24 protein-coding genes are annotated in these 21318 nt (G+C 71.1%); 21 read left to right on the top strand and 3 right to left on the bottom strand.

Features of this window, described 5'->3' with window-relative positions; all coding sequences use genetic code 11:
• The first annotated feature begins 352 nt into the window (after positions 1 to 352).
• Genes HHX33_RS00875 through ccsB form a run of 4 tightly spaced genes read left to right on the top strand, consistent with a single transcriptional unit; the run spans position 353 to position 4429 of the window.
• Positions 353 to 940, top strand: coding sequence for a TlpA family protein disulfide reductase (locus tag HHX33_RS00875; protein ID WP_244301653.1), 588 nt, complete (start codon positions 353 to 355; stop codon positions 938 to 940).
• Positions 933 to 1664 carry a cytochrome c biogenesis CcdA family protein gene (locus HHX33_RS00870; RefSeq protein WP_111699587.1) on the top strand — a complete coding sequence of 244 codons (732 nt, stop codon included), beginning with the start codon at positions 933 to 935 and terminating at the stop codon, positions 1662 to 1664. The genes HHX33_RS00875 and HHX33_RS00870 overlap by 8 nt, the downstream gene beginning before the upstream one ends.
• Entirely contained in the window at positions 1664 to 3445 is a 1782-nt protein-coding gene (locus HHX33_RS00865) for a cytochrome c biogenesis protein ResB (protein WP_182872886.1), read from the top strand. The genes HHX33_RS00870 and HHX33_RS00865 overlap by 1 nt, the downstream gene beginning before the upstream one ends.
• A 3-nt stretch (positions 3446 to 3448) precedes the next feature.
• Positions 3449 to 4429: a c-type cytochrome biogenesis protein CcsB gene (ccsB, locus tag HHX33_RS00860; RefSeq protein WP_182872885.1), complete on the top strand. Its 981-nt coding sequence runs from the start codon at positions 3449 to 3451 to the stop codon at positions 4427 to 4429.
• A 146-nt stretch (positions 4430 to 4575) separates the two neighbouring features.
• Here ccsB and HHX33_RS00855 read toward each other — a convergent pair whose 3' ends face one another.
• Complete coding sequence (locus HHX33_RS00855) at positions 4576 to 4929, bottom strand: PLD nuclease N-terminal domain-containing protein (protein ID WP_182872884.1); 354 nt, start codon at positions 4927 to 4929, stop codon at positions 4576 to 4578.
• 275 nt (positions 4930 to 5204) lie between these two features.
• On the opposite strand from HHX33_RS00855, the gene HHX33_RS00850 reads away from it, so the two are divergent.
• Positions 5205 to 6221, top strand: coding sequence for a hypothetical protein (locus tag HHX33_RS00850; RefSeq protein ID WP_310741156.1), 1017 nt, complete (start codon positions 5205 to 5207; stop codon positions 6219 to 6221).
• Positions 6222 to 6230: 9 nt separating this feature from the next.
• A complete protein-coding gene (locus HHX33_RS00845) occupies positions 6231 to 6470 on the top strand; it encodes a hypothetical protein (RefSeq protein ID WP_111699584.1) in 240 nt (79 codons plus the stop codon).
• Between the two features lie 126 nt (positions 6471 to 6596).
• Here the strand turns inward: HHX33_RS00845 and HHX33_RS00840 are convergent, their stop codons facing one another.
• Positions 6597 to 6818: a BldC family transcriptional regulator gene (locus HHX33_RS00840; RefSeq protein ID WP_036325312.1), complete on the bottom strand. Its 222-nt coding sequence runs from the start codon at positions 6816 to 6818 to the stop codon at positions 6597 to 6599.
• Between the two features lie 259 nt (positions 6819 to 7077).
• On the opposite strand from HHX33_RS00840, the gene HHX33_RS00835 reads away from it, so the two are divergent.
• The gene (locus HHX33_RS00835) at positions 7078 to 7287 is read left to right on the top strand and encodes a DUF4229 domain-containing protein (RefSeq protein WP_111699583.1); all 210 of its coding nucleotides are present in this window, start codon (positions 7078 to 7080) and stop codon (positions 7285 to 7287) included.
• Here HHX33_RS00835 and HHX33_RS00830 read toward each other — a convergent pair.
• Complete coding sequence (locus tag HHX33_RS00830) at positions 7284 to 8519, bottom strand: hypothetical protein (RefSeq protein WP_182872883.1); 1236 nt, start codon at positions 8517 to 8519, stop codon at positions 7284 to 7286. The genes HHX33_RS00835 and HHX33_RS00830 overlap by 4 nt on opposite strands.
• Before the next feature lie 101 nt (positions 8520 to 8620).
• On the opposite strand from HHX33_RS00830, the gene HHX33_RS00825 reads away from it, so the two are divergent.
• The 14 genes from HHX33_RS00825 (at position 8621) to nuoK (ending at position 21279) form a co-directional block, all read left to right on the top strand.
• A complete protein-coding gene (locus tag HHX33_RS00825; protein ID WP_182872882.1) occupies positions 8621 to 9346 on the top strand; it encodes a demethylmenaquinone methyltransferase in 726 nt (241 codons plus the stop codon).
• Positions 9347 to 9486: 140 nt separating this feature from the next.
• Positions 9487 to 10758: a geranylgeranyl reductase family protein gene (locus tag HHX33_RS00820; RefSeq protein ID WP_182872881.1), complete on the top strand. Its 1272-nt coding sequence runs from the start codon at positions 9487 to 9489 to the stop codon at positions 10756 to 10758.
• Positions 10755 to 10916 carry a hypothetical protein gene (locus HHX33_RS00815; protein ID WP_165900563.1) on the top strand — a complete coding sequence of 54 codons (162 nt, stop codon included), beginning with the start codon at positions 10755 to 10757 and terminating at the stop codon, positions 10914 to 10916. The genes HHX33_RS00820 and HHX33_RS00815 overlap by 4 nt, the downstream gene beginning before the upstream one ends.
• A 2-nt stretch (positions 10917 to 10918) precedes the next feature.
• On the top strand, positions 10919 to 11278 hold the full coding sequence (locus tag HHX33_RS00810) for an NADH-quinone oxidoreductase subunit A (protein ID WP_111699579.1): 360 nt from the start codon (positions 10919 to 10921) through the stop codon (positions 11276 to 11278).
• Between the two features lie 2 nt (positions 11279 to 11280).
• Positions 11281 to 11832 (top strand): NuoB/complex I 20 kDa subunit family protein, encoded by a 552-nt coding sequence (locus tag HHX33_RS00805; protein WP_111699578.1) that lies wholly within the window; start codon positions 11281 to 11283, stop codon positions 11830 to 11832.
• The gene (locus tag HHX33_RS00800) at positions 11829 to 12494 is read left to right on the top strand and encodes an NADH-quinone oxidoreductase subunit C (RefSeq protein ID WP_138459494.1); all 666 of its coding nucleotides are present in this window, start codon (positions 11829 to 11831) and stop codon (positions 12492 to 12494) included. The genes HHX33_RS00805 and HHX33_RS00800 overlap by 4 nt, the downstream gene beginning before the upstream one ends.
• Before the next feature lie 43 nt (positions 12495 to 12537).
• Positions 12538 to 13854 carry an NADH-quinone oxidoreductase subunit D gene (locus tag HHX33_RS00795; RefSeq protein WP_111699576.1) on the top strand — a complete coding sequence of 439 codons (1317 nt, stop codon included), beginning with the start codon at positions 12538 to 12540 and terminating at the stop codon, positions 13852 to 13854.
• Positions 13851 to 14522 carry an NADH-quinone oxidoreductase subunit NuoE gene (nuoE, locus tag HHX33_RS00790; RefSeq protein ID WP_111699575.1) on the top strand — a complete coding sequence of 224 codons (672 nt, stop codon included), beginning with the start codon at positions 13851 to 13853 and terminating at the stop codon, positions 14520 to 14522. The genes HHX33_RS00795 and nuoE overlap by 4 nt, the downstream gene beginning before the upstream one ends.
• The gene (gene nuoF, locus HHX33_RS00785; protein ID WP_111699574.1) at positions 14519 to 15805 is read left to right on the top strand and encodes an NADH-quinone oxidoreductase subunit NuoF; all 1287 of its coding nucleotides are present in this window, start codon (positions 14519 to 14521) and stop codon (positions 15803 to 15805) included. Before nuoE ends, nuoF begins: the two co-directional genes overlap by 4 nt.
• A complete protein-coding gene (locus tag HHX33_RS00780) occupies positions 15802 to 18198 on the top strand; it encodes an NADH-quinone oxidoreductase subunit G (RefSeq protein ID WP_182872880.1) in 2397 nt (798 codons plus the stop codon). The genes nuoF and HHX33_RS00780 overlap by 4 nt, the downstream gene beginning before the upstream one ends.
• Positions 18195 to 19553, top strand: a complete 1359-nt coding sequence (gene nuoH, locus HHX33_RS00775; protein ID WP_182872879.1) for an NADH-quinone oxidoreductase subunit NuoH — start codon at positions 18195 to 18197, stop codon at positions 19551 to 19553. Before HHX33_RS00780 ends, nuoH begins: the two co-directional genes overlap by 4 nt.
• Complete coding sequence (gene nuoI, locus HHX33_RS00770) at positions 19540 to 20055, top strand: NADH-quinone oxidoreductase subunit NuoI (RefSeq protein WP_111700538.1); 516 nt, start codon at positions 19540 to 19542, stop codon at positions 20053 to 20055. The genes nuoH and nuoI overlap by 14 nt, the downstream gene beginning before the upstream one ends.
• Positions 20048 to 20986, top strand: a complete 939-nt coding sequence (locus HHX33_RS00765) for an NADH-quinone oxidoreductase subunit J (RefSeq protein WP_182872878.1) — start codon at positions 20048 to 20050, stop codon at positions 20984 to 20986. The genes nuoI and HHX33_RS00765 overlap by 8 nt, the downstream gene beginning before the upstream one ends.
• Positions 20983 to 21279 (top strand): NADH-quinone oxidoreductase subunit NuoK, encoded by a 297-nt coding sequence (gene nuoK, locus HHX33_RS00760; protein ID WP_030506864.1) that lies wholly within the window; start codon positions 20983 to 20985, stop codon positions 21277 to 21279. Before HHX33_RS00765 ends, nuoK begins: the two co-directional genes overlap by 4 nt.
• The last annotated feature ends 39 nt before the right edge of the window (positions 21280 to 21318 follow it).

Raw genomic sequence — 21318 nt, 5'->3', positions numbered from 1 at the left:
CTGTTCGAGCAGGCCGACGCGGCCCTCCCGGAGGCGTTGCGCGCCCATCCCGAGGAAGCCGACGGGGCCCGTCCCCGGGCGGTGCGCGTCGACACCGAGGCGGTGCGCGTCGATCCCGGGGAGACGGCGACCGGCGAGGACGAGGAGACGCCCGGCCCGCGAGCGATGCCCGGGGCGTGATCGTTCCCGGGTGACGTCACGCACGTGGCCGTGCCCCGGCGATCCCGTGGCCGGCGATCCCGTGCCCGGGCGACCTGTGCCCAGGCGACCCTGTGCCCCGGAGAACCGGGCACCCCCACCGGTCGGTAGGCTTACAGCTCTACCGGTTGTAGTACAAGGAGATCCATCTCCCGTGTCCGCCAAGCGCCTGACCGCAACGCGCCTGACCGCGCTCGCCGCCGCGGCCGCGGCCGTCACGGCCCTCGCCGGTTGCGCGGGCGGCCAGGAGGCCCAGCCCCGCTCCGGCGACACCCGTTTCGTCGCGGGCGACGGCCGGGTCGAGTTCTTCACCGCGGCGCAGCGCCAGAAGGCGCCCGCGATCGAGGGACAGACCCTGGACGGCGGCACCGCCACGCTCACCACTGGCAAGGTCCACGTGCTGAACTTCTGGGCCTCCTGGTGCGCGCCCTGCCGGGCCGAGGCGCCCGTGCTCAAGGACATCGCGGCGACCACGAAGCCGAAGGGCGTGGAGTTCCTCGGCGTCAACTTCAAGGACCTCCAGGCGTCCGCGCAGGCGTACGACCGCTCGGTGAAGCCGGGCTATCCGAGCATCTACGACCAGAGCGGCAAGACGCTGCTGAAGTTCCAGGGCACGGTGCCGCCCGCCGCCATCCCCTCCACGCTGATCATCGACGCCCAGGGCCGCATCGCCGCCCGCGCGCTCGGCGCCGTGAAGTACGACGACCTCCTCGCGGCCGTCACCAAGGTGACCGATGAGTGACCTCGGCAGCACCGTCGCGACGGGCTCGCTGCTGCTCGCCGCGCCGATCGCGGCGGCCGCCGGGCTCGTGTCGTTCGTCTCCCCGTGCGTGCTGCCGCTGGTCCCCGGCTACCTGTCGTACGTCACGGGCATGAGCGGCGACCCCAGGCGGAGCCGGATGGTGCTGGGCAGCGCGTTGTTCGTGCTCGGGTTCGCGCTGGTGTTCGTGCTCGGCGGGGCGCTGTTCGGCGGTCTCGGCGCGGCGCTGCAGGGCAACGCCGACGTGATCAGCAGGGTCCTCGGGGTGGTGACGATCGTCCTCGGGCTGGCCTTCGTGGGCGTGCTGCCCGGCCTCCAGCGGGACGTGCGCATCCACCGGCTGCCCGCCGCCGGGCTCGCGGGGGCCCCGCTGCTCGGCGTCGTCTTCGGCCTCGGCTGGACGCCGTGCATCGGCCCGACGCTGGCGGTGGTCATGACGCTGTCGGTGAACCAGGGCAGCGCGCTGCGTGGCGCGGCCCTCGCCTTCGCGTACGCGCTGGGTCTCGGCCTGCCGTTCGTGCTGGCCGGGCTGGCCTACCGCAAGGCCCTCCACGCGTTCCGGGCGGTCCGCCGGCACACCCCGCTGATCACCAGGGTCGGCGGCGGCATGCTCGTGGCCGTCGGCGTGCTGCTCGTGACCGGGCAGTGGGCGGAGATCATCGTTCACCTGCAGGTGTGGGTCGGCGGATTCAGGCCGGTGATCTGATGAGCGCGCCCGACGACCTCGCACGCGCCGTCCGGGACGAGCCCGCGCTCCTCGACGAGGCGGCGCCGCGCGACGAGGCGGCGGCCGGTGCCGGGACGGAGGCCGGGGACGCGGCGCGGGAGCCGGCCAGGCCGGTCGGCCTGGGCCTGACGGGATGGCTGCGCTGGGCCTGGCGCACGCTCACCTCGATGCGCACCGCGCTCATCCTGCTGTTCCTGTTCGCGCTCGGCTCGGTGCCGGGCTCCGTCTATCCCCAGCGTGGCGTGGACCCGGGCAGGGTCGCGCAGTACTTCAAGGACAGTCCCACCCAGGCGAAGTGGCTCGACCGCTTCTGGCTGTTCGACGTCTTCACCTCGCCCTGGTTCGCCGCGATCTACCTGCTGCTGTTCGTCTCGCTGGCCGGGTGCGTGTTCCCGCGCGCGCTGGCGCATCTCAGGGAGATCCGGCGCAGGCCGCCCGCCGCGCCGCGCAACCTCCTCCGCCTGCCGCACTCCGAGGAGTTCGAGGGCGATCTCACCGTGGACCGGGCCGCCGCCGTGCTCCGGCGCAGGCGCTTCCGCGTGGTCACCGGCGACGGCTGGGTTGCGGCGGAGAAGGGCTATCTCCGCGAGACCGGCAACCTGCTCTTCCACATCGCGCTGCTCGTGCTGCTGTTCGCCGTCGGCGCCGGTGGCCTGTACGGCTACCGCGGCAACGTGCTGGTGGTGGAGGGCGACGGCTTCTCCAACGCCGTCGCCGCCTACGACCGCTTCATGCCGGGCAGCCGGGTCACCGCCGAGTCGCTGGAGCCGTTCTCCTTCACGCTGAAGGACTTCGAGGCCAGCTACGTCGCCGCCGGGGCCAAGCAGGGCCAGCCGCTCGACTACCTCGCGCGGCTGGAGGTGCAGGACTCCCCGGAGTCCGCGCCCCGCCAGGTGGACCTCAAGGTCAACGAGCCGCTGGACGTGAGCGGCACGCTGACCTACCTCATCGGGCACGGCTACGCGCCCACCTTCCGGGTGACGGACGGCGAGGGCCAGGTGGCCTACGACGGCCCGGTGCCCTGCCTGGCCGGCGACCAGGCGACGTACACGTCCGAGTGCGTCATCAAGGTGCCGGACGCCCGGCCGTCCCAGCTCGGCTTCCTGGCCCGCTTCCTGCCCACGACCGTGCCGAACGGCGACGCCTGGGTGTCGGTCTTCCCCGGCGCGGCCAACCCGACCGTGCAGGTCTTCCCGTTCGCGGGCGACCTCGGCCTGCGGTCGGGCCGGCCGCAGTCGGTGTATCAGCTCGACACCACGCGCCTGAAGCCGCTCGGCAAGATGGCCGCCCAGCCGGCGCCGCTGAACGTGGGCGACACCAAGGAACTCGCCGACGGCGCGGGGAAGATCCAGTTCACCGGCGTCAAGGAGTGGATCAGCCTCCAGGTCACCTACGACCCGGGCCGGGAGCCGGCGTTGCTCGCGGCGGCGGCCGCGGTGATCGGGCTCGTGCTGTCACTCACGATCCGCCGCCGCCGCGTCTGGGTGCGGGTGAAGGACGGCAGGGCCACGGTGGGAGGATTGACCCGCACCGAGGGCGGCGGCGCGGCCTTCGCGGAGGAGTTCGCGCAGATCGTCACCGCCCTGCGTGGCGGCCCGCCCACCGAGGACGCCACACCGGACGAGCCCCGGGACGGCGACGAGCCGGGCCGGCCCGGAGCGCCCGTCCTGGGTGACTCCGCGATCGTCGCCGGGCAGGCCGAGCCGGACGAGCCGCCCACCGGAACCGCCGCACCGGGCGTCCGCCCGGACGAGGAGTGAATCATGCCCGCCCCGGTCAGCCAAGCCGTCAACGACACTCTCGCCATGGTGAGCGACCAGCTCATCCTGGTCACCGTGCTGCTGTATCTCGCCGCGATGATCTGCTTCGCGCTGGAGCTCGCCTTCGGCCGGGTCCGTACGGCGGAGCCCGCGCGTACGCGTGAGCTCGTCGGCGCGGGCGGCCCGGCACTCCCCGCAGAGGACCCCGGGGAGGGCACGGCCGCGGCCGTCCGCACGCCGCCGCAACCGGGGGGATGGGCGGTCCGGGCCGGCGTCGCCGGCGTGGTCCTCGCCTGGATCGCGTGGGCCGGCAACCTCGCCGGCATCCTCACCCGGGGCATCGCGGTGGACCGGTGGCCGTGGGCCAACATGTACGAGTTCGTGGTGGCGATCTGCTTCGCGGCCGTCACCGCGTTCCTCGCGCTGCTGATCCGCCAGCCGATCCGCTACCTCGGCGCGTTCGTGACGGTGACCGCGGCGCTCGGGCTGGGCTTCGCCGTGCTCTTCCTGCACGTCCAGGCGGGCCCGGTGATGCCCGCGCTGCACTCCTACTGGATCGCGATCCACGTCACCGCGGCGATCGTGGCCAGCGGGCTGTTCATCGTGGCGGGCGTCTGCGCGATCCTCTACCTGATCCGCCAGGACGGGCGGCCGTCGGTGCTGCCCGCCAGGGAGACGCTGGAGCGGGTCGCGCACCGCGCGATCGTCATCTCCTTCCCGATCTGGACGTTCGCCGTCATCGCCGGCGCGCTGTGGGCCGACCGGGCGTGGGGCCGCTACTGGGGCTGGGACCCGAAGGAGGTGTGGGCGTTCGTCACGTGGGTCGTCTACGCCGCCTATCTCCACGCGCGGGCGACGGCCGGATGGCGCGGCAGGGCCGCCATGATCATTTCGTTGGTCGCCTTCGGCTGCCTGCTGTTCAACCTGGTCGGCGTCAACATCTTCTTCTCGGGGCTGCACTCCTACGCCGACGTGCCCAAGTGACCCCGGCGCCCGTCTAGCGAGGGACCGCTCCTGCGGGTGGGGGTGCCGGGCCGGGCGTGAGGGGCCGCCCGGTCGCCGGTCGTCCGGCTGCGGTCGGTCGTCGGGTCGGTCGCCGGTCGGTCGGCGGTTGTGGGTGGGTCGTCGGGTCAGTCGTCGCCGCGCAGACGGCGCTCCAGGCTGCTCAGGAAGTCCGGGTCGTCGTCGGGCCCGCGCGGCGCGTCGCCGCGCCGGGACCACGCCCCGCCCCGGCCGCCCGCCTGGGCCTCCGCCTGCGCCCCCGGACCGCCCACGGCGCCGTTCGGGCCGTACACGGAGTGCACCGCCCGGGGACGGCCCACGAGGAGCCAGGTCAGGGCGCCGACGCCGGCCAGGAAGACCACGATGAGGACCCATACGAACTTGGGGAGGTTGCGCATGTCCTCCTCGGGGGTCGTGATCACGTCGAAGAGGCAGTAGAGCCAGAAGGCAAGCAGCGCCAGGCCGATAATCACGCTAGGCATGCCCACACGGTAAGCCATGCCGGCGACTGATCGTGTCCCGCTTCGGGGTGACGTGGACAGCCGGGCATCGTACGGTGGACCGGTACACGGCGTCCGGAGACCGCGCCCGACGGAACGCGGAGCCTGCCGGAGACGCCGGTGGAACCACGTGACGGAAGCCCTGAACAGAACCAGCAGCCTGACGGATTCGGCCTGAACAGAGGGGTGCGATGGCGGAGCCGGGCGACAGGGGCCGCCACCGGCGCGGAACGCGGTGGTGGCAGCGAGGGCCCTACGTGTCCTCCCACCGCCGCACCGACGTCCCCGGACGCGCGGAGGACCGCGCCCCCGACCGCACCTCCGACCGAGGCCCCGACCGTTCTTCCGACCGCGCCTCCGACTGGGGCTCCGGCCGCCCCTTCGACCGAGGCGGCGAGCGGCCCTCGGAGTGGGCTCGCGACCGCGCTTCCGACCGAGGCGCCGAGCGGGCCTCGGAACGGCCGTGGGAGCGGGCGCAGAACCGGCCGCCGGAGTGGGGCGTCGACTGGGCCGCCGAATGGGGCGCCGAATGGTCGCCCGAGCGGCATCCGGAGCGGGTGCACGCCGTGACCGCGCCGGTGGTCGACGACCGTCCCCAGTACACCTGGCAGGACTTCGAGCTCGACGACCTGCCGACCCGGGCCGCGCCCCATGCGCCCGACACCCCCGACCTGCGGGACGGCAGGAAACACTGCGGGCCGCTGGAACGCGTCCTGTTCCGTGAGTGGGACGCCTCGGAGGGCCCGCCCTCCGCCGACGCCGTAAGGGCCGTGGACAGCCTCGCCCGGCTGCCGGAGCAGCTGAAGACCAAGCTCGCCATCGGGCTCGACGGCATCTACGTGGGCCGGGGCGGAGTGCCCGACCTCGACGACATGGGTTACCTGCGCGGCGCCCCGCTGCCCTCCGGCCGGGCCACCTGGGACATCTGCGCCGGCGCGTACGGCGACCGCAAGATCGTGGTGGGGGACCGGCCGTCGCCCACGCCGGACGTGATGATGCACGAAGTCGGGCATGCGCTGGACGACGTCGACGCCGGTCCGGGAGAGTGGGTTTCGGACTCACCGGAGTTCGCGGCGCTCTACGAGGAGTGCCTGCCGCTGCTCGCGTCGTCGTTCCACCGGCAGCCCGGCGGCCTGGGGCGCAAGGAGTTCTTCGCCGACGCGTTCGCGGCGATCGCGTCCCGGCAGCGCCCGGCGCTGGTGGACATGCTGGGCGGTGACACGCGGACGGCCCTCAACGTCATGCTCTTCTTCAACAGGCGCTACGGAATCTAGGTGATTCGGATGTACGTTATCCGGCTCGGCGACGGGACGCTGCGCGTGCCCCGGTCCCTGACCACCGATGACGGGCGCCTCATCGGCAACGCGTACGTCGAGGTCGCACCGGGGGAACCCGGTTACGAAGGCTGGCTGGCCGAGTCCATCACCGAGCAGGAGGACGCCGAGCGACGCCGTCGCTGGCGGGAGGGCGACGACGCGCTGGAGCAGGCGTTCCTGGCCTTCAAGGCGGAGCAGGACCGTTGATCCCCGGCAAGGGAGCAGGACGAGCCGGGAGGGCCTGTTACGGCAGCCTGAAATCGAGGTGGGACTGACTCCGGTGACCCTGCGGCGTCCGGGTAGCGCGCAGGATCACCCGGTGCTGGTACTGCGTCAGACTCGCGGGGAGTCGCCGTTCGGCCGATCGGCCGTGAGGACGTCCTCTCCGCGAAGGAGGGCGTGTACTTCCGATTCACGGAACCGCCGATGCCCCCCGGGGGTACGGATGCTGCTGATACGCCCGGCCGCGGCCCAACGGGTCACGGTCTTCGGGTCGACCCTGAAGAGAGCCGCAACCTCTCCAGGAGTCAGCAGTCGCTCGCTGCTACTCTCCACAATCTCTCCCCCTCGCGTCCCGCGTCCTGCAGCGGGCGGACAGGTAACCAGTGTGCCGAGCGAAGCCTGATTTATCCGTGGTTTTCGGAGAAGATCACGGGTTGTTACCGGCTCAGTGCCCGATTGTTATATGATAGAGCCTCTTTGGGGCGCTCATGGGTGTTTCTTTACAAAAGCGCCTTGTTGTGAACACTAGCAGTGCTTGCAGCAGATGCGAAGAGCGACCAGCGCACCGGGAGAGTGACGTAACCTCGACGCTGTGCATCCGGTTGTCGTTTACACCCTTTCGCGCCTCGGCCTGTTTGCGGTCGCGGTCGGCGTCCTGTATCTCGTCGGCCTGCGGTCGTTCCCGCTGCTGCTGGTCGCCGTGCTGGTCAGCGGTCTGGCCAGCTACGTGCTGCTGTCGAAACAGCGCGACGCGGTGAGCGAGCGCATCGCCACGAAACGTCGGGGACCCGGGAACTCCTAGGCCGCCGGGAACATGCCGACCCGGGCATGGTACTCATGCCCGAGCTCCGTCGTGTCGCTTCCCACCAAAAGACCTGTCTTTACGGTCAGGAAGGCCTTTACCCCGATTCCCCTTTCCCGCGTCGGGTTCCATGTCAGCGCACGGCCCGTCACGGGGTGTATCGCCCCTATGCCCGGCCTGGGGACCGCTCCCGCGCCGGCCGTGTCGGACCCTCGCGGGTTGTTCAGCCAGCGCTGGTGACCACCCACGTAGACGGCCGAACCGGTCACCGCGACCGCGTACAGGGAGTCGCCCCCGGTCAGGTTGACCCAGGTCGGACGGATCGCGTCGCCCTTCGCGTACGTCTCGAACCTCGCGGCGGAGTCGCACAGCTTGGTGGTGCGCGGCGCCGGGCCGCCCGTCGTGACGACCACGAAGTAGCGGCCGTCGGGCGACAGGTCCAGCCCCCGGACGTACGAGGGGAAGTCGGGCTTGCATGCGGGGGCGTACGCCTCCGTGTGCCAGCCGGTCACCCGGCCCGTCGTCAGGTCGATCACCCCGAGCTGCGGGCGGCGCAGGCCGTCGAGCGTGGTGAACGAGCCGTCCACGACTAAGCGGTCGGACGTCGCGGCCATGGCGTAGATCCCGGCCCCGCCGCCGCGCCCGCCGCCGGGGGTGACGGTGAAGCGGGGGTCCACCGCGCCGGTGCCGGCGTCCACGCGGGCGAGGGCGGTGCGCGCGCTGCGGCCGATCCTGGCGAAGTCGCCGCCGACGTAGAGCGCCCCGCCGAGACGTACCAGGCTGGTCACCTCTCCCGCGTAGACGGGCGCGGAGAAGGAGGAGACGGGAGCGCCGTCGGAGACGCGCAGCCGGGTCAGCCCCCGGGACGGCCAGGTGAACGCGCCGCCCACGTACACGGTGCCGCCGGGGCCCGGGGCCAGGGCGGACACCGGCCCGTCGAGGTCCGGCGCGAAGCCGGGCAGGACGCGGCCGGTGGGCAGGTCGAAGGCGAAGACGTTGGCGCGCGGCAGGTCCGCCCCGCCGCGGGCCTCCCGCACCGCGCTGAACTCGCCGCCCACCACGACGGTGCGGCCGACCAGGGCGAACGCGGTGACGATGCCGTCGAGCACGTGCGGAGTGGTGTTCACGGGGTTCTCCGACACCACGTGGGGCTGCCGGAGGCCGGCGAAGGCCGGCGCGGCCGGGAGGACGGCGAGCGAGGTCACTGCGATCAGTGCGGTGGTGAGACGCATTCCCCAAGTTCTAGCAGACTGAGCGTAATCGATGAACTACGTTCCGCTCATCCTGTCCGGGTGGTGAGGGGGCCCGGGCGGCGCGGCCTAGGCTTGCGTGCATGACGCGCGCATCGCTGGACAAGCAGCCGCACGAGGTCGCCGCGATGTTCGATCGCACGGCCCGGCGCTACGACCTGGTCAACGACGTCCTCTCCCTCGGCCAGGACCGCCTGTGGCGCAGGGCCACGGCGGCGGCGGTGGACGCGGGCCCCGGCGAGCTGGTCCTCGACCTCGCCGCGGGCACCGGCACCTCCACCGACGCGTTCACCGCGCTCGGCGCGCGGGCGATCGCGTGCGACTTCTCGTTCGGCATGCTCAGCACCGGCGTGGCGCGGCGCGGCGGGTCCGGCCTGTACGGCGGGGGCGTGCGCGGGGTGACCTTCGTCGCGGGCGACGCGCTGCGCCTGCCGTTCCGCGACGAGACCTTCGACGCCGTCACGATCTCCTTCGGCCTGCGCAACGTCGCCGACACCGGGCGGGCGCTGCGCGAACTGCTCCGGGTGACCCGGCCGGGCGGGCGTATGGTGATCTGCGAGTTCTCCCGGCCGACGCCGAAGTCGTTCGACCTCGTCTACTCGCAGTACCTGATGAGACTGCTGCCGCCGGTCGCCCGGATGGTCAGCTCCAACCCCGACTCCTACGAGTACCTCGCCGAGTCGATCCGGGCCTGGCCCGACCAGCGGGCGCTGGCGGGGATCATCCAGGAGGCGGGCTGGGAGAAGGTGGGCTGGCGCAACCTGAGCCTCGGCATCGTCGCCCTCCACCGCGCCGTCAAGGGCCGGTGAGGCGTGGTTGCCCACACCCCTCTGACATCCCGCCGCGAGTAGGGGTTAGACTGCGGCGCGACAGTTTGTGAAGTTGTTCACAAAGGCACGAAGGTCTAACCAGTTTCGAGGCCTTCCTTCCCTGGAACGGACAGGACCCCGTGAGCGAGCAAGCCCGCGCAACGCGGAGAGAGGTCGACGCCGACGTCATCGTCGTCGGTGCGGGTCCCGCGGGTTCGACGGCGGCCTTCCACCTCGCCCGCGCCGGCCTCCAGGTGCTGCTGCTGGAGAAGACGCGCTTCCCCCGGGAGAAGGTCTGCGGCGACGGGCTGACCCCGCGGGCGGTGAAGGAACTCGTCGCGATGGGCGTCGACGTCGACGCCCCCGGCTGGGTGCGGAACAAGGGGCTGCGCGTCTACGGCGGCGGCGTGCGGCTCGAACTCGACTGGCCGGAGCTGTCGAGCTACCCCGGCTTCGGCCTCGTGCGCACCCGCGCGGACTTCGACCAGATCCTCGCCCGGCACGCGGAGGGCGCGGGCGTGCGGCTGCGCGAGGGCGTGAACGTTACAGGCCCGCTGCTGGACGAGCGCAGCGGCCACGTGATCGGTGTGACGGCCAGAGCGGACGGCGAGGAGGTCGTCTACCGCTCCCGCCTGGTGGTCGCGGCCGACGGCAACTCGACCCGGCTGTCGATCGCGATGGGCCTGCACAAGCGCGAGGACCGCCCGATGGGCGTGGCCGTGCGCACCTACTACACCAGCCCCCGCCACGACGACGACTACCTGGAGACGTGGCTCGAACTGTGGGACGGCGACCGGCTGCTCCCCGGCTACGGCTGGATCTTCCCCATGGGCGACGGCACCGCCAACGTCGGCCTCGGCCTGCTGAACACCAGCGACGCGTTCAAGAGCATCGACTACCGCGACCTGCTGCGGCGCTGGATGCAGAACACGCCGCCGGAGTGGGGCTTCACCGACGAGAACATGACGGGCCCGATCCGGGGGGCCGCGCTGCCGATGGGATTCAACCGGCAGCCGCACTACACCCGCGGCCTGGTCCTCATCGGGGACGCCGGCGGCTCGATCAACCCGTTCAACGGCGAGGGCATCGCGTACGCCATGGAGACCGGCCGGACGGCCGCCGAAGTGATCGCGCAGGCACTGGCCCGGCCGACGCCCGCCCAGCGTGAGCGCGTATTACTCGCGTACCCGCGTATCCTCAAAGACGCCTATGGCGGATACTTCACTCTCGGCCGCCTGTTCGTCGAGGCGATCGGGAGGCCGGGGGTGATGAGCTTCGCCACCCGGCACGGGATGCCCCATCCCACCCTGATGAGATTCGCGTTCAAGCTTCTCGCTAATCTCACAGACCGGCGGGGCGACGTCTCCGACCGCATAATCAACGCCCTGTCGAAGGTGGCTCCGCCCTCATGACCGAGGCCCGTATGACCGAGAGTCGCATGAACATGACCCGCATGACCGAGATGACGCGCACGGCGTCGCCGACGGCCGCGCGGGCCGCCGGCCGGCCCGCCGCGCCTTCCGGCATTCTCGTGATCAGTCAATTTCACCGAGTAAGCGAGGACATGTAGCCATGGAGCTGTATGTGCCGATTCTGGTGCTCGCGGTCCTCGCGGCGGGGTTCGCCGTGTTCTCCGTGGGCATCGCCCCGTTCACCGGGCCGAAGCGCTGGAACCGCGCGAAGCTGGACGCCTACGAGTGCGGCATCGAGCCGACGCCGCAGCCCGTCGGCGGTGGCCGCTTCCCGCTGAAGTACATGATCACCGCGATGCTGTTCATCGTGTTCGACATCGAGATCATCTTCCTCTATCCGTGGGCGGTGGCCTTCGACAGGCTCGGCGTGTTCGGGCTGGTCGAGATGGTGCTGTTCATCGTCACCGTCCTCGTGGCGTACGCGTACGTGTGGCGCCGCCGCGGCCTCGATTGGGATTAGCCATGGGTCTTGAAGAGAAACTCCCGAGCGGGTTCGCCCTCACCACCGTCGAGCAGGTGGCCGGCTGGGCCCGGAAGAACTCCGTCTGGCCGGCGACCTTCGGTCTCGCGTGCTGCGCCATCGAACTGATGGCCACCGGCGGCCCGAAGCACGACCTGGCCCGCTTCGGCATGGAGCGCGCCTCCGCCTCCCCGCGGCAGGCCGACCTCATGATCGTGGCCGGCCGGCTGTCGCAGAAGATGGCGCCCGTCCTCCGCCAGATCTACGACCAGATGGCCGAGCCCAAGTGGGTCATCGCCATGGGCGTCTGCGCGTCGAGCGGCGGCATGTTCAACAACTACGCCATCGTGCAGGGTGTGGACCACGTGGTGCCGGTCGACATCTACCTGCCCGGCTGCCCGCCGCGGCCGGAGATGCTCATCGACGCCATCGTGAAGCTGCACGACAAGATCCAGAACATGAAGTTCGGCGCGCACCGCGAGAAGCAGGTCGAGGAGCTGGAGCTCCAGGCGCTGCGGACGCTGCCGCTCATCGACCAGGGGGCCGGGAAGTGACGACCGAGAACCTGCCCGGCCTGCCCGAGGAGCCGATCGCCCGTACGGGCATGTTCGGCTCCAGGGACACCGGCGACACCTCCGGCTACAACCGCCTGGTCGTCCGCCGCCCGCCCAAGCTGGTCAGCAGCCGGCCGTACGGGTCGTACTTCGACGACGTGGCCGACGCGCTGGAGCCGGCGTTCGCCGACGCGATCGAGCGGGTGGTCGTCGACCGCGGCGAGGTCACCTTCCACGTGCGGCGCGAGCGGCTGACCGAGGTGATGAAGCACCTGCGCGACGACCCCGCCCTGCGGTTCGAGCTGTCGCTCGGCGTCTCGGGCGTCCACTACCCGGAGGAGACCGGCGCCGAGCTGCGCGCCGTCTACCACCTGTGCTCCATCACGCACAACCGGCGCGTCCGGGTGGAGGTCTCCTGCCCCGACGCCGACCCGCACATCCCCTCCACGGTTCAGGTCTACCCCACGCACGACTGGCATGAGCGCGAGACGTACGACTTCTTCGGGATCGTCTTCGACGGCCACCCGGCGCTGACCCGGATCGAGATGCCGGACGACTGGGAGGGGCACCCGCAGCGCAAGGACTACCCGCTCGGCGGCATCCCGGTCGAGTACCGCGGCGCCGAGGTCCCCGCGCCGGACCGGAGGAGGTCGTACTCGTGAGCGTCGACCCGCACCAGGCAACGAGGGCAGCGAGGAGAGCGTCGTGAGCACCACCGAGACCGAGGGCCGGATCTACGACGTCGCCGGCCAGGACTGGGACGAGCTGGTCAAGACCGTCAGCGAGTCGGCCGACGAGCGCCTCGTCGTCAACATGGGCCCGCAGCACCCGTCGACCCACGGCGTGCTCCGGCTCGTGCTGACCCTCGACGGCGAGACCGTGACCGAGGCCCGCACGGTGATCGGCTATCTGCACACCGGCATCGAGAAGAACATGGAGTTCCGGACGTGGACCCAGGGGGTCACGTTCGTCACCCGCATGGACTACCTCGCGCCGATCTTCAACGAGACCGCGTACTGCCTGGGCGTCGAGAAGCTTCTCGGCATCACCGACCGGATCCCGGACCGGGCGCAGGCCATCCGGGTCCTGACGATGGAGCTCACCCGGATCTCCTCGCACCTCGTCGCGATCGCGACGTTCGGCATGGAGCTGGGCGCGACGACGCCGATGCTGTTCGGCTTCCGCGAGCGCGAGATGGTGCTCGACCTGATGGAGTACATCACCGGCCTGCGGATGAACATGGCGTACGTCCGGCCGGGCGGCGTCAGCGTCGACCTGCCGGCCGGCGCGGTCGACAAGATCGGTGAGTTCCTCAAGGTCATGCCGGGGCGGCTCAAGGAGATGCGCAAGCTCCTCGACGCGAACCCGGTCTACACCCGGCGCACCAAGGACGTGGCCTACCTCGACCTGACCGGCTGCATGGCGCTGGGCATCACCGGCCCCATGCTGCGGGCCGCCGGCCTGCCGTGGGACCTGCGCAAGTCGCAGCCCTACTGCGGCTACGAGACGTACGAGTTCGCGGTGCCGACGCAGACCACCTGCGACGTGTACGGCCGCTACCTCGTCCGGATGGACGAGATGGAGGAGTCCCTCAAGATCATCGAGCAGGCGCTCGACCGCCTGTCCGGCCCGCTCAAGGGCGGCCCGGTGATGATCGAGGACAAGAAGATCGGCTGGCCGGCGCAGCTCGCGCTCGGCCCCGACGGACTCGGCAACTCGCCCGACCACATCGCGCACATCATGGGCGGCTCTATGGAGGCCCTGATCCACCACTTCAAGCTGGTGACCGAGGGCTTCCGGGTGCCCGCCGGGCAGGTGTACTCCTCGGTCGAGTCGCCGCGCGGCGAACTCGGCGCGCACGTGGTCAGCGACGGCGGCACCCGGCCCTACCGGGTGCACTTCCGCGACCCGTCGTTCACGAACCTGCAGGCGGTGCCCGCGACGTGCGAGGGCGGCATGGTCGCCGACGTCATCTCCGCGGTCGCCTCGATCGACCCGGTCATGGGAGGTGTGGACCGATGACTTACGCGCCTGAGGTCCGCGAGCGTCTGGAGACGGACGCCAAGGAGATCATCGGCCGCTACCCCCGGCCGCGTTCGGCGCTGCTGCCGCTGCTGCACCTGGTGCAGTCGGTGGACGGCTACGTCTCCGACGACGGGCAGGAGTTCTGCGCCGAGATGCTGGGCCTGTCCAAGGCCGAGGTCGTGGGCGTGGCGACCTTCTACACGATGTACAAGCGCAGGCCGGCCGGCGACTACAACGTCGGCGTCTGCATCAACACGCTGTGCGCGGTCATGGGCGGCGACCAGATCTGGGCGGAGCTCAGCGAGCACGTGGGCGTCGGCCACGACGAGACCACCCCGGACGGCAAGATCACGCTGGAGCGGCTGGAGTGCAACGCCGCCTGCGACTTCGCCCCGGTCATGATGGTCAACTGGGAGTTCTTCGACAACCAGACCCCGGAGTCGGCCAAGCAGCTCGCCGACGACCTGCGCGCCGGCAAGGAGGTCGCGCCCACGCGCGGCCCGGGCCGCCTGTGCACGTTCCGGGAGGCCTCCCGGGTCCTCGCCGGGTTCCCCGACGGCCTCGCCGCCGACGGACCGTCGGCCGCCGGTCCCTCCCTTGAGGGTCTGAAGATCGCCAGGGCCAACGGCTGGGAGGCCCCCAAGGCCGAGGGGAGCGAGAAGTGACAACGCTTACGCCCGTCCTTACCGACAACTGGGACGTGGCCGGCTCGTTCACCCTCGACGGGTACGGCGAGTACGAGGCCGCGAAGAAGGCCCTGGGCATGGACCCGGACGCGGTCATCCAGGCGGTGAAGGACTCCGGCCTGCGCGGCCGCGGCGGCGCGGGCTTCCCCACCGGCATGAAGTGGGGCTTCATCCCGCAGGGCGACGGCAAGGCCCACTACCTCGTCGTCAACGCCGACGAGTCGGAGCCGGGGACCTGCAAGGACATCCCGCTCATGATGGCCAACCCGCACTCGCTGGTCGAGGGCGTCATCATCTCGTCGTACGCGATCCGGGCGAACCACGCGTTCATCTACATCCGCGGCGAGGTGCTCCACGTCATCCGCCGGGTGCAGGCCGCGGTCCGCGAGGCGTACGAGAAGGGCTACCTCGGGACGGACATCTTCGGCTCGGGCTACGACCTGGACCTCGTCGTGCACAGCGGCGCCGGGGCGTACATCTGCGGCGAGGAGACGGCGCTGCTCGACTCGCTGGAGGGCTACCGCGGCCAGCCCCGGCTCAAGCCGCCGTTCCCGGCGGTCGCCGGTCTGTACGCCTCCCCGACGGTGGTCAACAACGTCGAGTCGATCGCGAGCGTGCCGAGCATCATCGCCAACGGCGCCGACTGGTTCGCCGGGATGGGCACCGAGAAGTCCAAGGGCTTCGGCATCTTCTCGCTGTCGGGCCACGTGACCCGGCCGGGCCAGTACGAGGCCCCGCTGGGCATCACGCTGCGCGAACTGCTCGACATGGCGGGCGGCATCCGCGAGGGCCACGAGCTGAAGTTCTGGACGCCGGGGGGCTCCTCGACGCCGATCTTCACGGCCGAGCACCTCGACGTGCCGCTCGACTTCGAGTCGGTCGGCGCCAAGGGCTCGATGCTGGGCACCCGCGCCCTGCAGATCTTCGACGAGACCACCTGCGTGGTCCGGGCGGTCCTGCGCTGGACGGAGTTCTACGCGCACGAGTCCTGCGGCAAGTGCACCCCGTGCCGCGAGGGCACCTACTGGCTCAAGCAGGTGCTCAAGCGGCTGGAGAAGGGCCAGGGCTCGGAGGAGGACCTGGCGACCATCACCGACATCGCCGACAACATCCTCGGGCGTTCCTTCTGCGCGCTCGGCGACGGCGCGACGAGCCCGATCCACTCGTCGGTGAAGCACTTCCGCGACGAATACCTCAAGCACTTCGAGATCGGCGGCTGCCCGTTCGATCCCGCCGCTTCCACGGTGTGGGGGTCCAAGTGACAGTTCAGACGACGCAGCCGGAACAGCCGGTCGTGGACATGGTCAGCCTGACCATCGACGGCTTCCAGGTCAGCGTCCCCAAGGGCACGCTGATCATCCGGGCCGCGGAGCTGCTGGGGATCCAGATCCCCCGGTTCTGCGACCACCCGCTGCTCTCGCCCGCGGCCAACTGCCGCCAGTGTCTCGTCGACATCCCCGACGCGGGCAACGGCCGCGGCTTCCCCAAGCCGCAGCCGTCCTGCGCGATCGAGGTCGCCGAGGGCATGGTGGTCAAGACGCAGCTCACCTCGCCGGTGGCCGAGAAGGCACAGCGCGGCGTTATGGAGATGCTGCTGCTGAACCACCCGCTCGACTGCCCGGTCTGCGACAAGGGCGGCGAGTGCCCCCTGCAGAACCAGGCGATGTCGAACGGCCAGGGTGAGAGCCGGTTCGTCGAGCAGAAGCGCACGTTCGACAAGCCGGTCCCGCTGTCCACCGAGGTGCTGCTCGACCGCGAGCGCTGCGTCCAGTGCGCGCGGTGCATCCGCTTCTCCGACCAGATCGCGGGCGACCCGCTCATCGACTTCTTCGACCGCGGGGCCAAGGAGCAGGTGGGCGTCGCCGACGGCGAGCCGTTCGAGTCCTACTTCTCGGGCAACACGATCCAGATCTGCCCGGTGGGCGCGCTGACCGGCGCGGCCTACCGGTTCCGCTCCCGCCCGTTCGACCTGGTCTCCACGCCGAGCGCGTGCGAGCACTGCGCGTCGGGCTGCTCGCTGCGCACCGACCACCGCCGGGGCAAGGTCACCCGCCGCCTCGCCGGGGACGACCCGCAGGTCAACGAGGAGTGGAACTGCGACAAGGGCCGCTGGGCGTTCACCTACGCCACCGCGCCCGACCGGCTGCGCTCGCCGCTGGTGCGCGACGAGAGCGGCAAGCTCGTCCCGACCTCCTGGCCGGACGCGCTGGCCACGGCCGCCGAGGGCCTCGCGCGGGCCCGGGGCAGGGCCGGGGTGCTGGTCGGCGGGCGGCTCACGGTCGAGGACGCCTACGCCTACAGCAAGTTCGCCCGGATCGCCCTCGGCACCAACGACATCGACTTCCGGGCCCGGCCGCACTCCGAGGAGGAGGCGCGGTTCCTCGCCCACGCCGTCGCCGGCAAGGGCATCGAGGTCTCCTACGCCGACCTGGAGACGGCCCCGGCCGTCCTCCTCGCCGGGTTCGAGCCCGAGGAGGAGTCGCCGATCGTCTTCCTGCGCCTGCGCAAGGCGGCGCGCAAGCGGGGTCTGAAGGTCCACGCGATCGCGCCGTTCGCCACGCCGGGCCTGGCCAAGATGAACGGCTCGCTGATCCGGACGCTGCCCGGCGCGGAGGCCGAGGCGCTCGGCGACCTCGTCTCCGGCGACCTGCTGCCGCCCGGCACGATCATCCTCGCCGGTGAGCGGCTCGCCTCCGCCCCCGGCGCCCTGTCGGCGCTCGTGCGGCTCACGCTCGCCACCGGCGCGCGGCTCGCCTGGGTGCCGCGGCGGGCGGGGGAGCGCGGCGCGCTGGAGGCGGGCGCCCTGCCCGGCCTGCTGCCGATCGGCCGCCCGGCCGCCGACGAGACCGCCCGCGCGGAGGTCGCCAGGGCATGGGGCGTCGCCGCGCTGCCCGAGGCGCCCGGTCGCGACACCGCGGGCATCGTCGAGGCCGCGCTGAACGACGAGGTCGACGCGCTGGTCGTGGCGGGCGTGGACCCCTACGACCTGCCCGACCCCGCGAGGGCCCTGGCCGCGCTGGAGAACACCCCGTTCATCGTCAGCCTGGAGATCCGCGCCAGCGCGGTCACCGACCGGGCCGACGTGGTCCTGCCGGTCGCCGCGGTGGCCGAGAAGTCCGGCACGTTCGTCGACTGGGAGGGCAGGGGCCGCTCCTTCGGCGTGGCGACCGCCGTACCGGGCCTGATGAGCGACCTGCGGGCGATCGGCTCGATCGCCGACCTGATGGACGTGCACCTCGGCCTGCCCGACGACGCCGCCGCGCGGCGCGAGATGGCCACGCTCGGCGCCTGGAAGGGCCCGCGCCCGGCCGCGCCCGCGGTCGGCGGCCTCGTGGTCGCGGAGCCGCAGGCGGGCGAGGCGGTGCTGGCCACCTGGCACCTGCTGCTCGACGACGGCCGGATGCAGGACGGCGAGCCGTACCTGGCGGGGACCGCCCGCTCGACGGCGGCGCTGCTGTCGGAGGCCACCGCCGCCGAGATCGGCGCGGTGGACGGCGGCAAGATCACCATCGGTGACGGCGTCGTCCTGCCGGTGCGCGTCGCGGACCTGCCCGACCGTGTCGTGTGGGTGCCGTCCAACTCCGCCGGCCTGTCGGTCACGCGCGACCTGCGCGCGGTCGCCGGAGACGTCGTCAAGATCGGGAGCGTCTCGTGAACAACCCCGGACCCACGCTGAGCGACTTCGGCCACGATCCCCTGTGGATCACGATCATCAAGGCCGTCGCGATCTTCGTGTTCCTGATGCTGGGCGTGCTGATGGGCGTGTGGACCGAGCGCAAGCTCATCTCGCGCATGCAGCACCGCTACGGCCCCAACCGGGCCGGCAAGTTCGGCCTGCTGCAGACGGTGGCCGACGGCCTGAAGATGGGCCTGAAGGAAGACCTCATGCCACGCACCGTGGACAAGGTGATCTACTTCCTGGCCCCGATCATCATCGCCGTCCCGGCCTTCCTGGCCTTCTCCGTCGTGCCGTTCGGGCCGATGGTGTGGATGTTCGGCCACCGGACGCCGCTGCAGCTCACCGACCTGCCGGTCGCGGTCCTGCTGGTGCTGGCCACCGCCTCGATCGGCGTCTACGGCATCGTGCTCGCCGGGTGGGGCTCCCGCTCGCCGTACGCCGTGCTGGGCGGCCTGCGCTCGGCCGCCCAGGTCGTGTCGTACGAGATCGCGATGGGCCTGTCGTTCGTGGCGGTGTTCCTGAACGCGGGCACGCTGTCCACCTCGGAGATCGTGGCCAGGCAGGCGGGCGGCGGCACCTGGGACATCGGCGGGCTGCACATCCCGACGCCGTCCTGGTACGTGTTCTCGCTGATCCCGTCGTTCCTGATCTACGCGGTCTGCATGCTCGGCGAGACCAACCGCGTGCCGTTCGACCTCCCCGAGGGCGAGGGCGAACTGGTCGGCGGCTTCCACACCGAATACTCCTCGTCGCTGAAGTTCGCGATGTTCATGCTCGCCGAGTACGTGAACGTGTTCACGGTCTCGGCCATGGCGATCACGCTGTTCTTCGGCGGCTGGCGGGCCCCGTGGCCGATCTCCCTGTGGGACGGCGCGAACACCGGCTGGTGGCCCATGCTCTGGTTCTTCGCCAAGCTGGTCATCGCGTTCGGGTTCTTCGTCTGGGTCCGCGCCTCGCTGCCACGCGTTCGCTATGACCAGCTCATGGCCTTCGGGTGGAAGGTGCTGATCCCGCTCAACCTGGTCTGGATCCTGCTGGCCGCCACCTTCAAGGCGCTGCGCCTGCCGGAGACCGACCGGATGGGCATCATGGCCTTCGGCGCGGTGGTGATCATCGTCGCGTTCGTGGTCTGGCTGCGGTTCGACACGGTGAACCAGCGCCGCAGGGAGGCCAGGGCCGCCCAGGTCGAGGAGGAGTTCGAGCAACTGCGCGAGGAGCCGGCGGCGGGCGGGTTCCCGGTGCCGGCGCTCGACCTCCCGCACTACCACGGCGCCGTGCCCGCCGCGCGTGTCCCTACCGACGCCAAGGAGGTGACCAGTGGGAGCAACTGATTGGCTGAATCCGATCAAGGGATTCGGCGTCACCTTCCACCACATGTTCAAGAAGCCGGTGACGGTCAACTATCCCGAGGAGAAGCGGCCCACCGCGCCGCGTTTCCACGGGCGGCACCAGCTGAACCGGTGGCCCGACGGCCTGGAGAAGTGCGTCGGCTGCGAGCTGTGCGCCTGGGCCTGCCCGGCGGACGCCATCTACGTCGAGGGCGGCGACAACACCGACGAGGAGCGGTTCTCGCCCGGTGAGCGGTACGGCCGCGTCTACCAGATCAACTACCTGCGCTGCATCCTCTGCGGGCTCTGCATCGAGGCGTGTCCCACCCGGGCGCTCACGATGACGAACGAGTACGAGCTCGCCGACTCCAGCCGCGAGTCGCTGATCTTCACCAAGGAGATGCTCCTCGCGCCGCTCGGACCGGGCATGGAGCAGCCGCCCCACCCGATGCGCCTCGGCGAGACCGAGGAGGACTACTACCGGTTGGGTCGAAGCAATGGGTGAGTCCATCACGTTCTGGGTGCTCGCGGTCGTCTCGGTGATCGCCGCACTCGGACTCGTCTTCAGCCGAAGGGCCGTCTACTCGGCCCTGATGCTCGGCGTCGTCATGCTCTCGCTGGCGGTGCTGTACGCCGTCCAGGACGCTCCGTTCCTGGCGGCCGTGCAGATCATCGTCTACACCGGCGCGGTCATGATGCTGTTCCTGTTCGTGCTCATGCTCGTGGGCGTGGACTCCTCCGACTCCCTGGTGGAGACGATCAAGGGGCAGCGCTTCTGGGCCGTCGTGGGCGGGCTGGGCTTCGCCCTCCTCCTCGCGCTCGGCATCGGGAACGCGGTGGTCGGCTCGCCGAAGGGCCTCACCGCGGCCACCGAGGGGGGCAACGTGTCCTCCCTGGCTCAGCTGATCTTCACGCGTCACGTGTTCGCCTTCGAGGTGACCTCGGCGCTGCTGATCACCGCTGCCCTGGGCGCGATGGTGCTGGCGCACCGGGAGCGCACCGAGGCCAAGCCGACCCAGCGGGACCTGTCCCGGCAGCGCTTCGCCGCCTTCGGCCGTACCGGCAAGAACCCGGCGCCGCTGCCCGGCCCCGGCACCTACGCCCGGCACAACGCCATCGACATGCCGGCGCTGCTGCCCGACGGGACCATCTCGCCGCTGTCGGTCAACCGCTACATCGCCCGGTACGAGGAGTCCAAGGGCATCCTGCCCCCGGAGGTCGCCGACGTGCTGGAGCAGGAGGAGGCCGCGCAGCGGGCCGCCGCCCAGGCCAACGGGCACGGCGGGCACAGCACGCCGACGGTGGCCGAGGAGGCCAGGGACGGCGGTCCCGACACCGAGCCGTTGCCCGAGGGCACCGAGCAGGACACCGTCGTGGCCGGTCGCGTGGTCCGTCCCCGCGGCGAGTCCGCGGTCACCGAGGAGGACGGCAAGTGACCACCCACTATCTGGTGCTCTCCGCGCTGCTGTTCGCCATCGGCGGCGTCGGCGTGCTCGTACGGCGCAACGCCATCGTGGTGTTCATGTGCGTCGAGCTCATGCTCAACGCCTGCAACCTGGCGTTCGTCACCTTCGCCCGGCAGAACGGCAACCTCGACGGCCAGCTCATCGCGTTCTTCGTGATGATCGTGGCCGCCGCCGAGGTGGTCATCGGCCTGGCCATCATCGTGACGATCTTCCGAACCCGCAGGTCCGCGTCGGTCGACGACGTCAGCCTGCTGAAGTACTAAGAGGTGGCCGTGGAACCCGCTGAGATCATCCAGCACTCC

The organism is Microbispora sp. H10670 (assembly GCF_014161385.1).
In the GTDB taxonomy this organism is placed as follows: domain Bacteria; phylum Actinomycetota; class Actinomycetes; order Streptosporangiales; family Streptosporangiaceae; genus Microbispora; species Microbispora triticiradicis.
The sequence above is the reverse complement of the archived record's forward strand: the minus strand, read 5'-3'. Positions and strand labels throughout refer to the sequence as shown.